We start from the raw sequence: 13,800 nt of genomic DNA, 5'->3' as shown, positions 1-13,800 counted from the left end.
TTAATATGAGGTAATTAATGATGGATAATACATCCCAGGAGAGCAAGCCTTCAAAGCGGAGAAATATTTTTATAGCATTCCTTGGAACTGGCGATTACAAGGAATGTGTTTATTCATATTCTGGAAATAAGATAAAAACCAAATTTGCCCAACGAGCTACAATTGATTTTTTCTGTAAAAATTATACTGAAAATGATAAGATATTTATTGTTCTTACAGAAGGGGCAAAAGAGAAACATTGGGATGTTCCTGAAATTGGGCTAAAATCGATTTTGGAATCACTCAATACTACGGCTAAAATTGAAACAGTTGATATTCCGGATGGAAAATCGGAAATGGAAATTTGGGATATATTTAGTAAAATATATGACGTGCTGGATAATGATGATTCTGTAATATTTGATATTACACATGGTTTCCGTTCATTGCCAATGCTTGGTTTTGCTATCCTGAATTACGCACGACATCTGAAGAATATTAATGTTATGGGTATTTATTATGGTGCATATGAGGCAAGAAATGAAGAGAATACAGCGCCTATTTTTAATTTGACGCCCTTTTACCAATTAATGCAATGGTCTTCAGCAGCTGATACATTTGTTAATTATGGTATTGGTGATAAATTAATGGAAATTGTTAATATTCCCAGCCCTTCTTCAAAGCAGTATCCCATAAGTGAAGAAATGAAAGATCAATCTACATCTTCAACTGCAGGGGTTAAGAGTTCAATCGAGGCGGTTACTGAATCTATGGCTACATTGCGAGGATCAGAGATTATTAATGGGAAAATATTTCAAAATTGCAGGGAGAATATTGATAAACTTGAAGCTGCCGGAAATTATCAAGCGCCTTTTAAGCCTATTTTCGATCGCCTCAGAGAAAAAATTATTCCTTTTAAAACCAAAGAACCATTAAATTTTCTACATGCTGTTAAATGGCATTTGGATCATAAAATGCTTCCTGAGGCTTTGACAATGATGCAAGAGGGAATAATTACTTATTTATTAAGTCAACAAAAAGCAGACTTTCATAATAGGGAATACAGAGAAGTTTTGAGAAAGTATCTCAATTATACATATCGCTTTAACAGTAATAAAAATATAGATGATTGGAAATTCACTAACGACGATAAACAATTAATCCAAAATTTAAGCTTGGATATCAACAACAGTGCATTGAAAAATTTTGCAGTGGTTTATAACAAGGTAAGTTGGTTGCGTAATGATATAAATCATGGTGGATTTGATGCTAGAGCTAATAGCTATTCAATATTTAAAAAAGAAATAAAACAACTGTTCGGGAGACTGAGGAATATATGCCAACCGCCTACTGCCTCTTGAACCACGCTCTTACCGAAAATCAAAAAGCCGAACTTGCTAATGATTTTGGCTGCGAAAACTGCATCTACCCCTCTGAAGAATTAAAGGCTTTATGGAGCGCAGTACCCACGGACAAATTTCTGACCCAGGCACATCTTGAGCCCTTTGCCTCATGGCTTTCCGAGGCTAAAGCCGATGATGTTGTCGTATTGCAGGGTGAATTCGGCATGACTTTCGCGCTGGTGGACTATGCTCTTGGACGGAGACTTGTACCAGTGCATGCGGTTACCAAACGTATTGCAAAAGAGGAAAGGGATGGCGAGCTTGTTCACCGGAGTTATGTGTTTGAGCATGTGTGCTTTAGGCGTTATAAACGTTATTCTGAACTTGAGTAACTGGTTATTTCTCTTTTCAATTTGTATATCAATTACTATCAATGGATGCAGGCAAGAATGAAGGAATTACCAAAAGACTCGTTTTATTATTTTGATTTGGTAAACAAAGAGCATGAAAACTGGCTACGATCCGAGCGCAGCAGGTTTGCCAAAAAAACTGGGTAATGCTTAATAAATGATGAATTTATGCCGACCGAATATATCTTACAAGAAATAAAATTATCCAAAACGTGATTAGTACTGCCATTGTAATATTACAAATCATGTTTGCGCGTTTTCTATAGATCCTAGTATATTGCTGATTGATAAGTTGATATTTATTGAATTTATTAATAAAAAATCGTATAAAACCATTAGTTCTAGCATAGAATCCTTCTTTAAATTTTTTATCAATGAGATTATTAATTTTCTTAATTGAAATATTTTTTAATGCTATGGTTAAACTTATAACAAGTAGTAATATTAATATAGAGATGAACATTTACTTGCATTCCTCCGAAACATATATCATAGTACCAAATAAAAGGCCTGCAAATTTTTGTAAGGCGGCATTAGCAGCAAGTGTTAAGCCTCTTCCAACCATCATGCATACTATTAAGTTTGCTATTTGTGCAACTATTATATGAAAATTAAACCCTAAAACAGCTCTGGCTGCAGTCAAACCGCCGGTCAAAACATCAGAAATACATTTCATAAGTGTTGCCATACTGTTCATCCTCCATAAATTTCATTTTATACCGGATTATAGTAAGACCAGGACAAAACTTAACACTTTATAGACAGACTCTAATTATTGCCTCATTCATTCGCTCTTGCCCACAATCGTGTGTCGCGGATAGACTCCCCCTATGCATATGCCCGCTTTCCCTTCATAAGAAACATATACCGCTAGAAATTATAGGTCAAATTCATAAGTGCTATGTTAGCGTGTGCCCATGCCATCCCTATACTCCGGACCACTATCCCTCTCATCGTATTCGTCATCGTGGCAAATACATGCTCAACCCGCGACCGTATTTTCGATTTCCGCGTGTTGTTCGCTTTCTGTGTCTTTGTTAACGGCCGGTTCCGGTATCCTTTCTCATCCACCAATTTTGATAATTCCTGACTGTCATGTACTGCTGCACTGGTCGCACTGAGCTTCGTTATCAGTTTGCTTTCCGCGTCTATTTTTATATGGTCTTTATATCCGTAATGCCATTCCTTGTTTTTGGTCGCCCAGCGGGCATTAATGTCCTTTTGTGACTTTTTATGCTTTTTCCTTTTTTCCTTCCCCTTGTTGTTCCGCTTCCGCTGAGCGTCCACAAAGGTCGCGTCCACTATGCTTCCGCTGCAGCTTATTATTTCCTGCTCCTCAAGCTGCCTGACAAATCGGTAAAATATCGTGTCCAATATGTTTGCCTTTACCAGTTCTTCCCGAAAATGCCATATCGTTTTCGCGTCGGGAACGGTATCGCACAGAGCCAATCCCAGAAACCGTTGAAAACTCAATCGGTCTTTTATTTGGTATTCGGCCTGATCGTCGCTTACATTGTACAGTTTTTGCAATATCAGTATTTTAAACATCATCACATAATCAAAAGGCGGTCTGCCTCCCGGCCCCTGTGCTTCTTTTTTCAATGTTTTGGTTAATATCCCCTGAAAATTATCCCAATTGATGTATTTGTTTAATTTTTCCAGGGGATCGCCGAGTGTGCTTAATTCTTTAAGCCTATCATTTTCATCAAAAAATCCATGCTGTTTCATGAATTTATTTTATCACAGTTCAGCTCGTTTTTAAAGATGCCCATATTTCATATAATAAGATTATCAACACTTATATTTTTTGTCAAGGTGGGTCAGTTTCAAAAACAGAAGAAATAATCGATAAAGGACGGTTCGAGGGACTCTTTGTTTTAAAGGAACGCCTTTACTTCTTAAGCGCTTCTTCTACAGCCTCGACAAATTGGTCATAGGAATTGGTTGCGCCGCTTATGGTGTCTACTGATTTCAGATTCTGTTTTGCAACATATTGGGCGGCGTAGGTTTTCATGGCGCGGACCGCAAGCTGGGCCTTGTCATAAAAGGCACGGTTGGAAATTTCACCGTTTACTTTACCATAGTCCTCGTCCTTTATGGTTCCGTCTTTCTGCCAGGTAACAAAATCGCAGGTGTTGATCTTTCCTGCGCTTACTGTGATGTTTACTTCCCCGTAAGCCCCGGTGTCGTCGGGAGAGCTTCTGCCAGAATACACGCCGTCTTTGATAGCGGATTTTCCGCAGGCGGATAAAAGCAGAAGTCCCAGAGTGAGTATAAAAACGACAATGATTTCTTTCATGTTGTGCTCCCGTTGTTTTCTATTCTGGCAATACGGCCGTGCTCCAGTATAATGGTACGCTCGGCGTCTTCGGCGACTTCGGGATCGTGGGTCACCACAATAATGGTGCTGCCCTCGGCATGGAGCTGTTTGAAAATGTCGATGACGATGCTTTCGTTTGCCTCGTCGAGGTTGCCCGTGGGTTCGTCTGCGAGGATCAGAGCCGGATAATTGATAAGGGCCCGTGCAATGCACACCCGCTGCTGCTCGCCGCCAGAAAGCTGGGCAGGGAGATGTTTGGCACGTCCGCTTAGGCCCACCCGATCCAGGGCCTCCATGGCTTCTTTTTCATCGGGCATGCTGTGGTAATACTGGGCTACCATCACATTTTCCAGGGCCGAAAGGTAGGGCACGAGGTGAAACTGCTGAAATACCAGGCCTATCTTGTCCCGGCGTATGGCCGTAAGGGATTTGGCGCTTTCCCGTGAAATGGTGATTCCGTCCAGCACCACTTCTCCTGACGAAGGCTTGTCCATACAGCCAATGATGTTCATCATCGTGGTCTTTCCCGAACCTGACGGGCCCATGATGGCAAGCCACTCTCCCTTCTTGACCTTGAGGTCTATATGCCGCAGGGCTTCGAGCTTTCCGTAAATTTTGGAAATATCCTGTAGTTCCAGTAAATCCATTTTTATTCTCCTCTCAGTACCACTGCGGGGTCAACTTTTGTTGCGCTCCGCAATGGAATTAAACAAGCTATGCCGGTGATGATGATGGCAGCGAATATGGTTGCGGGTAAAAGGAGGCCGTTGAAGGCAATGGCGCGGTTGAACACCTTTAGCCCTACTGTCTGGGCAAACACAAACCCAAGAAGTCCACCCAGAGCGCCGCCAAAACCGCCGAGAAAAATACCTTCTCCCAAAAATTCCATAACCAGGCTGCTGTTTGCCGCGCCCAGGGCTTTGCGCAAACCTATTTCTTTGCGCCGCTCGGTTACCACTGCCATCATCGTGGTAGCGACACAAATCATGGTGAGTAAAAGCACAATAATGGTTACCAGGTAGATAAGGGTTTGCAGTTTACCCAGTACCGCGCCTTCCGATTCAGTAACACGCCGCACAAGCCGGGCTTCTATGCCGTCAACTTCTGTATTGATGCGATGGGCGGCGGCCTCCAGGGTTTCCCTTGGTGCATTGATGCTGCATTCAACCACATCGGCGCCTTCCCCGCCCGCAATACCTTCTTCCGCGCCCAGGAGGCTAAAGTCCTCAAGGGACATGAATATAAAAGCTTCCTCCGCACCGCCTGTACGCAGAACACCGGAAACAATAAAGTCCTTTGACCCCTGGATTTTGCCGCCATTGCCTGAAACGGTAAGTGCAAAAGCGCTGCCCGGCGCCAGGCGTATATGTTCAGCCACTTCTTCGCCGATAAGTGCCTCGTTTGGGGTCTCGGGCCAGCTGCCTTCCACCGCCCAGTACGGGCTGGTCTTGCGCGCCTCGGTAAGTTCAGTGCCTGCGGCCATAAAGGGCTGTTCGTTTATTTTGGCCATGCGGTAACGGTAAGGGGCAATGCCCATGGTTCCTTCGGGCAGCAGGGCTCTTGCGGCCTGAATTGTCCTGTCGCTCAGGGTTTCGGAGTCCGAGGGGTACAATAAAAAATTGGCCCCGTATGAACGGAACTCCTGCCCCATTTGCCGGGGAATATCATAATAAATGGTAATAAGCCCTGACAGTATTGTTGCGCCTATTGCAATAGCCAAAAGCGCTACCGCCATGCGCGAACGCCGTCTGATAAGGGAGCTGGTTACCATGCGCAAATAGAATCGAAATGCGCTTTTGGAGAACGGTTTAGCGGCCATGCAAAACCTCCGCCGGACGCAGGGACAGGAGCAGGCGCATGGCAGGAATGCTGCCTGCCAGTGTTACCAAAGTTATCAAAACGGCAACCAGAGGGATAACCATGGTTTTAATGGCAATGGACTGCCCAAACACCGAGTAGCCGATGATCTGCGCAAAGCCGAGGCCGGCAAAATACCCCATTATTCCGCCTGCAATGCCGGTGATGATGACCCCCGCCAATACCAGGCCCATTACTTCCCCATCCTCGGCGCCTACCGCTTTTAAAAGGCCTATCTCCGCAGACCGTTCCATTACCCCGGCGCTTACCAGATTTGAAATGGCCAGGGCGGAACCTGCAAGGCTCAATAGGGTGATAAGGAGCATGAGAAGCTGGGTCTTTTGCAAGATGGCGCCTTCCGATTCGGCCACCTGCCGCAGAGGTTTGGAAACAGCCCCGCTTATTACTTCGTCAATCTGATAACAGATTGCGCTTGAATAGGCAGTGCAGTACCAGGTGTCCCACTCTTTTATGGAAAGGCTTTTCGGGTCCTGGGCAGCCCTGCGGGAAAGTTCATTATCCGGGGTGGTAAGGGCGCTTACTTCTACAGAACTAACAAGACCTTCAAGGCCCGCAAGATTCTGCGCGGCAGCCAGGGGGATATAGATATACTCATCCTCTTCAGCACCGGAATTGAATATTCCTCCCGCAGTAAACGAGGCGGTTTTGCCCCCTACTTCTAGAGTAATGGTATCGCCAACTTTTATCCCCTGCCGTTCGGCGGCTATGCGTCCCACAAGGCAGGTATTTTCGCCGGATACGGAACCTTCAATGTGCCACCAGCTCTTCATATTGAGCATACCCGTATCGACGGTTTCGCCTGTGGGCAGTTCAAGATGATGGTTGAACCATGTTCCGGTTAGTTTCACTGTTTCGCCTTTAAGACGGGCGTGTATATTGAGATAGGGCGTAAAATCAACAATGTTGAAAGCCCAAAAAATCGTTTTTATGTTTCCAAGATCGCTTTCCGCAAGGTATTTCTGGGCGCCCGAATCTTCCCCAAGGCCGTACAGTTCGTCCAGCAATGACGCCCCCCGGGGACGCACGGTAATATTGGCGCCGTAAGCTTTAAGTTCCTGATTAACCTTGTCCCCCACATCGAACATCACGTTGAGCATGGCCGTTGCCAGTGAAGCGCCCAGGGCCACGGTAAAAGCGACCATCAGCATCTTGCCTCTTTGCCGGAACAAGGCGCCAAATGTCATTCTGAAAAACATATCCGCTCCTATTTAAAGCGCGCCCGTTCAATTTCAAGGCTTTCGGTTTGGATGATCATATTTCCGCTTCGCAGTGTATATGCCAAAGGTACAGGATTGCAGCCGCCGCGGAAACCTATGGTGGCCTTGTTCATTACCACATCGCAAAGGCGGCAGATTACTTCGTCCTTGCGCTCGTAATAACCGGTAGGCCCGCAAATGTCGCAGGCGTCAAGCCCTACGCCATAAGCGCTTTCATTCTTTTTAATAATGATAAAACGCATTTCTATATTTTCGGATGCCCGGTAATTATAACGGTGCAAATGGCCATCTTCTATGAGTTCAAGAGGAATGACAATTTCATTGCCTGAGAGATTGTAGGATTCGGCAGGCGAAAGTTCCACACCCTTTTCGTTCCATGCTTTCAGGACCGTAAGGCTGAGCAGCGTAACCGCGTATGATGCCGCCAGGGTGATGCAGAGCTGTTTTCTGTGCCGGGATACTGCATGCACCTTCCTGCGTTCCGCAGGATTGGAATAAGTCTTTTGACGATGGCTGCCGCTCCCAAAGGTGCAGCTTTGGATAAAAGCCAGCACCGGCAGCACAGAGGTAATTGCCAGAATCCCAAAGAGAAAAACAATGCTGTTGTTCAGGGCCGGGGTAATAAGGCGGAAAATTGTCCGGTTCATGGGGATCATGCGCCGTGCAAAAAGAAATTGCAGCACAGTGCATACCTGGTTTGCCATATTGATTATTAAAGCCCCGCACAGGATAAGGCTGAGCCCCTTTCCCATCCCCCGGCCTATTTTATAAAGACACAAACCGGTAAGAAGCGAAAGACCAATGCCCGCAAGGTAGCCTATGCACTTAAAAAGAAAATCAGTGCTAAAGGCGCTTTCTCCTGCAAGAAGGAATTCAGAGGGATACAAAAAAACTGCCGGAAGAGCGTAAAAAGGCAGCAAAAACACCAACGCGGTATCTGCAAAAAAAGAAACGCCGGATAGGCTGATTCGTGCCTTTTGACGCAATTCCCGGAACAGGAAAACAATACCTGCGATAATTGCCAGGGCTGCGGTAAAAGTACTGATTTTCCCTATATTGACAGCAGTGGTACGGCGGAGAAAAGCCAGCACCAAAGCCGCCAAAGTTCCTGCAAGGCAGAGAAATGGCAGACCCCGCCCTTTCCCGCTGCCTTTAAGGGCAGGGGACGAGAGCAGCGCCAAAAGCATCGCCAGCAATATCACTGTGCCGATGGAAGACTGTACAACCAGCAGAAAATAACGGGACATTTACCAGGCCGGGCCGGGATAAGTTACATCCCATTCGGCTACCAGGGGCGTTGACCAGAACCTGCCGGGAACACCGGTGGTTTTGTCAACGTGCAGCACATAGCCCTGAGCCTCCGGATTGGTGATATAGAAAATTACCTTATAATCACCGATACCGTTGAGCTTGACATTGGCGCCGTAATGGGGGCCGTCGCTGGCGTTCATCGGCATAAAGGTGCCGTCGATTTTCCAGCCCGAGGCCTGGGAAATTTCATAGCGGACTGTAAGGTTCGGCACAAAATCGCCGACGCCGTAACCCAATTCATTTTCCAGTGCCGAAATATCCGCTTCAATATGAATATCCGACTGCGAAGCAGGCAGACCCATGGACGCAGGGATCATGTCAACAGGCTGAAAATACACACCCGCCACATTGAGAGGCCCTAGTTCATGATCGTCGCCAAGGGGAAATTCTTCAAACCCCGCCGCTTCCTCCGGGCTGACCGTACTTGCCGCTTGTGCCACCTGTTTTTTTTCGCATCCGACAAAAGCCGTTACTGCGAACACCGTCATTATTAGAAGTACCATCAGATTTTTGATTTTCATTGTACTTCCCTCCTCTAAATATTTTTTCCCTGGGCGCTACGGCCTGGGTTTGAACCCTTTTTAAGCTGCAGCACAAAAACAGCTGCAGACACTATAAGCAGAATCATTTGGGGAATAAGCGTTTCCAGCGTAGGGTAGATGCCCAAAATGTCCACGGAGCTCACAAAAGGCACCGGGCTTACGCTGACGACATTTCCTTCCTGCAATTCTTTGATGCCGTTGCCGATAAAAGAAATGGACATGATAAAGAGCAGCACGCTGGTACCGAGGAAGAAGGGTTTAAGCGGAATTTTAAGGCTTAAGACGCGGATAACAATATAAACCCCTACCAGGAGCACAGCGCCCACAGCCAATCCCACCCAAATCATATTCATAAAGGTTTTCGTATTGGCAATCAGGGCCTGATAAAACAGAATCACTTCTGCTCCCTCACGGAACACGGCAAGGAAGGCGGCGAAGGCCAGGGAGAAAACGCTGCCTTTGCTTATCCCCGCCTTGACCTTCCCTTCAATGTAACCGCTCCAGGCTTCCGCTTCGGCCTTTGAAACCATCCAGTTGCTCACATAGAAAAGGACGACCACAGCCAAAAGCATGGTTGCGCCTTCGATAATTTCCTGGTTCTGTCCTGTCGCGGCGCCGGCAAGCAGGTTCAATATATAGGCCATGAGAACGCTTGCGGCCAGGGCAACAAGGGATCCGATATATACGGGCTTTACGCTGTTCTTGTTACCGCTTTTTAGGAGATAGGCGATAATCGCCCCTACGATGAGAATGGCTTCAAAGCCCTCTCTTACGATAATGAGCAGGGAACTGAGGAACACGGCAAGGGCGCTTTCTTTTTTGCCGTCAAGCCGATCCGCATCGGCCCTAAGCAGGGAAATCAGGAGATCCAGGCCTTCCCGTACCTCCGCGCCCGGAGCTCCGGCGGTCATTGCCTTTTTTACCAGGCTGAACTGGTACTCAACCTCCGCAGCCCGGGCCCCCGAAATTTGGGACATTACGGTTTTTTCGAAGCCGAATTTTTCATAATACCCATAGTAGGCGGTATCGACCTTGGCCTTTGCCCCTTTTACATTGCCCGCCGCATAAAGCGTCCATGCCTCGTCGATATGCCCGGCCATCTCCGTCACCATATCACCCCAGGTCTCAAAGGCTGCGAATACAGGCGAAACAAGCATAACAGCCAAAACAAGCATAAAGATAGATGAGACTAACTTCTTGTTCATCATTTACTCCTTGGAAGCGCCCTTTCAGGCTATCAAGTTACTCTAGCCTAACATACAATATGTTCGACATATATAACACTTATTGTCAAGTGGTTTTGCAGTGATTTTTGCAAATTTATGGTATTTTTTTAAAAATCGTGGCTGATTCATGCAATAGAGACGCCGTGCTGCCCCTTTCCGTCCTTCGTGTCCTTATTCGATAACTATTCCTTATCTTTCAGGTTTTCTGCAAATTTCAGAATGCCTGGTATCTCTTCTTTCATAAGATCTTCCCAGTCGCCTTTGTAGTTGTAGCTTATTTCTTCACGGCTTTTTGTATTAATGGATTTAATATAATTATCCAGAAGCTTAAAATCCTTTTCGTAGCAGTGCATGGAATTGGATCTGTGGGTATAGGTCCCGATGTCAAGTCCCAGCTCACGGGCTATTTTTTCCTGGAGCATGATTAAGGCGAAGGCGTTCATGTAAGTTGCTTCGGGAAGATCGTTGCTCCTGAAAAGTACCATCATGTCGAGTTTGCCTTCGCGGATAAAAAACTGTATGCTTTGGAGGCAGGCGGGGTCCGCGCCTTCTTTGGTGTCTGCCTTATTGTCCCGGATGGAAATGACAGCCCTCCTTGTTTCACTGTTCCGCTTGAGCTCTTTAATGACGTAATCATAAAATTCGCTGAAACGCTGGTTGTAGGTATAGTCCCAGCCTTTGCCTATCCTGAAATTTAAAAGGCCGTCGAGCATTTCCATGCAGTACTGCTGCAGTTCATGAAAGCCCCCTATAAACAGGCTGCTTATCCTGGGCTCTTCTGTAGGACTAGTGACATATAAGGTCATGGCACATTCAAGCTGCTGCTGGTTCCAGTCGGTACAGGGGATTACGGAGCCTTTTTCTTTTAGGGTGCATAGGGCTTTGTGGTAGGTTTCGGGCAGGGTCCTTCCTTCTACAAAGATTTCTTTCATTTTTCCCTCCTGTAAGTCTGTTCAATAGTCCTGATCTGCAGATAGAGCATCTCGTTTACCGGAACCGGAATATTCAATTTCTTTCCCAATTCCATCATGGTAAAACCGAACATTTCAACTTCGGTTTTGCGGTACGCGAGCACATCCTGGCACATGGAAGTATAGCTTGCCGGGTTAAGGGTATTCACCGTTTTATACCAGTTGGCAATATCTGTCTTGTTGAGATCAATGCCTTGGGCATTGGCAATGGCTATCACTTCACTCATGGCTTTTTCTACCAATTGGCAGGCCTCGTTGACCTGATGGGGATTGCCATTGTTCTGCACCGCCGCATAAGGGAGGCGAAGGACAGCGGTGGTTTGATTTGCCCCTACATTGATCATGTATTTATACCAAAGCATGCGTTTCATGTTGGGCTGCAGGGCAAAGGGGACTTTGGCACGAGCAAAAAAATCGGCTACGTTTTTTTCGCGTTCCCCATTATTGCCTTCTGCATCGCCAAAATTGATAATCCCCTTTTGGGTATAGGTGGTTTCTTCATGTTGATGCAAAGCATCTGTGCCGATGATCATTGCCAGGGGGAGGCGGCTGCTGCCGTAAATTTTACCGATGATGTCTTCGCTGGATATGCCATTCAATAACGAAAGGATGATGGTGTCTTTGCCTACATAGGGTTTTATATCTTCAATTATTTGATTTAAATGATGGAACTTTGAAGCGATGATAATGAGATCGACAGGCTTTTCACTGCCGAATTTAAAATCGAGGCGTTCGCCATTCACCGCGAGGCCGTTTTTCCTGTACCGTTCAAGGCGTGCGCCTTTTGCCAATATGGACACACAGGCAGGGTCTGCCCTGTATATGGTTTCGGCAACCAGGAGGCCTATGGCTCCTGCGCCTGCGATTAATACTGAGTTGATTCTCATGCCAGGGCCTCCTCCAGGGTTCCGCATAAATTGGCCGGGCCCAATTCTTCAATAAAGCCCGATTTCTCCAGGGCCTTGCGGGGCTGTTCCCTTATTTCGCAGAGGATGAGGTTTATCTTCCGATGCCTGCATTGGGCAAGGAAAGATTCAAGCGCGGCAATGCCTGTGGAGTCAACTGCGGGCACATCCCTCATACGGAGCACAAAGGTCTTGGGCTTTTTCTCTATCCCCATGAGTATCCTCTGGAGCGAATCGGCAACGCCGAAAAAGAAAGGTCCGGTGATTTCATAAATTTCTATATTTTTAGGGGCTTTGGGTTTTGCTGCTGCTTCATCGGGTTTGCCGTAAACAATTTCATCCCCTATTCTGTGGCCGTCGGGCCTTATATCCGTAACTTCCATCATCCTTCTCATAAAAAGGAAGGCAGCCAGCACTACTCCTGCTTCGACAGCAAAAGTAAGATCCACCAATACGGTAAGTGCAAAAGTGGTAAGCAGCACCAGGGCATCGCTCTTGGGCGCTTTGTACAGTATGCGGACAAAACGCGGGATATTGCTCATGTCCCAGCTTACTATAATAAGTACTGCGGAGAGGCTTGCCAGCGGCACTGCCGACGCAAGGGGGGCAAGGAAAAGTATGAAGAGGAGAAGGGTAAGGGCGTGTATCATCCCCGCGACCGGGCTTGCGGCCCCGGCTTTAATATTGGTGGCAGTTCTTGCGATGGCCCCTGTGGCGGGTATGCCGCCGAAAAGTATCGAGGCTATATTTCCAAAACCCTGGGCTACAAGTTCCATATTGCCATTGTGCCTGTCCCCGCTCATGCCGTCCGCCACAACTGCCGAAAGCAGGGACTCTATGGCTGCAAGCAACGCGATGGCCAGGCTGTCCGGCAGTACCTCCCGTATCAATGCAAAGCTGAACGCGGGCAATTCAGGCCTGGGCAGGGACTGGGGTATGGCCCCGAAACGCATACCTATGGTTTCTGCGGGGAGGGATAACACTTTGCATGCAACTGCAGCGGCAATGATGCCCACTACAGCTGCGGGAATGCGGGGATAGAATTTTTTGATTAACAGTATTACTGTCATGGTTCCCAGGCCGAGCCCTAAAGTTACAGGGCTTATGGTATTAATGGATTTTATATACCCGCCCCACATATGTATAAATTCAGGGGAGCTTGCAGCGGGGCTGAGGCCGAAGAAATCCTTTACCTGCTGGGAAAAAATCAATAGCCCTATGCCGGTGGTAAAACCGGTCGTTACCGGATAGGGGATAAATTTAATGAACCGCCCAAGGCCGGTGAGACCCATGATGATGAGTATGACGCCTGCCAGGATGCCGGCAGTTGCAAGCCCCGCCATGCCGTGCTTGGCAATTATCCCGAAGATGATCACCACAAAAGCGCCGGTGGGGCCGCCTATCTGGAATTTGCTGCCCCCCAAAAAGCTTACCAAAAAGCCCGCGGTGATGGCGGTATAGAGGCCTTGGGCGGGGGTCCCCCCTGCTGAAATGCTGAAGGCCATGGCAAGGGGCAGGGCAACCACCCCCACGGTAACGCCCGCGAGGCAGTCCTTGCCAAAGGAAGCCCAATCATAACCTTTGCCATTTTTTCTGGAAAAGATTTCGAAGCTGCGGGGTATAAAGTCTTTAAGAGAAACAAGGTTGAAATTCGGCATAAAGGCAGTATAAATGACGTATATGCCCTATTCAAGCCGG

14 protein-coding genes are annotated in these 13,800 nt (G+C 47.0%); 2 read left to right on the top strand and 12 right to left on the bottom strand.

The genetic code is table 11. From position 1 onward, the window contains the following. Positions 1-17 precede the first annotated feature (17 nt). Together csx2 and csx20 are read left to right on the top strand one after the other, a co-directional pair. Positions 18-1,340: a TIGR02221 family CRISPR-associated protein gene (csx2, locus tag TREAZ_RS14885; RefSeq protein WP_015712719.1), complete on the top strand. Its 1,323-nt coding sequence runs from the start codon at positions 18-20 to the stop codon at positions 1,338-1,340. Next, on the top strand, positions 1,316-1,714 hold the full coding sequence (gene csx20, locus TREAZ_RS14880; protein ID WP_015712718.1) for a CRISPR-associated protein Csx20: 399 nt from the start codon (positions 1,316-1,318) through the stop codon (positions 1,712-1,714). The genes csx2 and csx20 overlap by 25 nt, the downstream gene beginning before the upstream one ends. Before the next feature lie 481 nt (positions 1,715-2,195). Here csx20 and TREAZ_RS14870 read toward each other — a convergent pair whose 3' ends face one another. The 12 genes from TREAZ_RS14870 to TREAZ_RS14815 all read right to left on the bottom strand — a co-directional run bounded on the left by TREAZ_RS14870 (position 2,196) and on the right by TREAZ_RS14815 (position 13,760). Then, positions 2,196-2,420: a hypothetical protein gene (locus TREAZ_RS14870; protein ID WP_015712715.1), complete on the bottom strand. Its 225-nt coding sequence runs from the start codon at positions 2,418-2,420 to the stop codon at positions 2,196-2,198. 182 nt (positions 2,421-2,602) lie between these two features. Continuing rightward, positions 2,603-3,460 carry an IS5 family transposase gene (locus TREAZ_RS14865; protein WP_015712714.1) on the bottom strand — a complete coding sequence of 286 codons (858 nt, stop codon included), beginning with the start codon at positions 3,458-3,460 and terminating at the stop codon, positions 2,603-2,605. Positions 3,461-3,623: 163 nt separating this feature from the next. Further along, complete coding sequence (locus TREAZ_RS14860; protein ID WP_015712713.1) at positions 3,624-4,031, bottom strand: FMN-binding protein; 408 nt, start codon at positions 4,029-4,031, stop codon at positions 3,624-3,626. After that, the gene (locus TREAZ_RS14855) at positions 4,028-4,699 is read right to left on the bottom strand and encodes an ABC transporter ATP-binding protein (protein WP_015712712.1); all 672 of its coding nucleotides are present in this window, start codon (positions 4,697-4,699) and stop codon (positions 4,028-4,030) included. The genes TREAZ_RS14860 and TREAZ_RS14855 overlap by 4 nt, the downstream gene beginning before the upstream one ends. 2 nt (positions 4,700-4,701) lie before the next feature. Further along, positions 4,702-5,871: an ABC transporter permease gene (locus tag TREAZ_RS14850; RefSeq protein ID WP_015712711.1), complete on the bottom strand. Its 1,170-nt coding sequence runs from the start codon at positions 5,869-5,871 to the stop codon at positions 4,702-4,704. Beyond that, entirely contained in the window at positions 5,861-7,126 is a 1,266-nt protein-coding gene (locus tag TREAZ_RS14845) for an ABC transporter permease (RefSeq protein ID WP_015712710.1), read from the bottom strand. Before TREAZ_RS14845 ends, TREAZ_RS14850 begins: the two co-directional genes overlap by 11 nt. 8 nt (positions 7,127-7,134) lie before the next feature. Beyond that, positions 7,135-8,394 carry a DUF2318 domain-containing protein gene (locus TREAZ_RS14840; protein WP_015712709.1) on the bottom strand — a complete coding sequence of 420 codons (1,260 nt, stop codon included), beginning with the start codon at positions 8,392-8,394 and terminating at the stop codon, positions 7,135-7,137. Beyond that, positions 8,395-8,973 (bottom strand): iron transporter, encoded by a 579-nt coding sequence (locus TREAZ_RS14835; protein ID WP_425357481.1) that lies wholly within the window; start codon positions 8,971-8,973, stop codon positions 8,395-8,397. It lies immediately after the preceding gene. A gap of 20 nt (positions 8,974-8,993) precedes the next feature. Beyond that, positions 8,994-10,205, bottom strand: a complete 1,212-nt coding sequence (locus TREAZ_RS14830; protein WP_015712707.1) for an FTR1 family iron permease — start codon at positions 10,203-10,205, stop codon at positions 8,994-8,996. A gap of 203 nt (positions 10,206-10,408) precedes the next feature. Then, a complete protein-coding gene (locus tag TREAZ_RS17540) occupies positions 10,409-11,158 on the bottom strand; it encodes a thymidylate synthase (RefSeq protein WP_015712706.1) in 750 nt (249 codons plus the stop codon). After that, complete coding sequence (locus TREAZ_RS14820) at positions 11,155-12,084, bottom strand: ketopantoate reductase family protein (RefSeq protein WP_015712705.1); 930 nt, start codon at positions 12,082-12,084, stop codon at positions 11,155-11,157. The genes TREAZ_RS17540 and TREAZ_RS14820 overlap by 4 nt, the downstream gene beginning before the upstream one ends. Then, on the bottom strand, positions 12,081-13,760 hold the full coding sequence (locus TREAZ_RS14815; protein ID WP_015712704.1) for a SulP family inorganic anion transporter: 1,680 nt from the start codon (positions 13,758-13,760) through the stop codon (positions 12,081-12,083). Before TREAZ_RS14815 ends, TREAZ_RS14820 begins: the two co-directional genes overlap by 4 nt. Positions 13,761-13,800 lie beyond the last annotated feature (40 nt).

The organism is Leadbettera azotonutricia ZAS-9, from assembly GCF_000214355.1.
GTDB classification, from domain to species: Bacteria; Spirochaetota; Spirochaetia; order Treponematales; family Breznakiellaceae; genus Leadbettera; species Leadbettera azotonutricia.
Note: the sequence above shows the minus strand (reverse complement) of the source record. Positions and strands in the feature narration are given on the sequence as shown.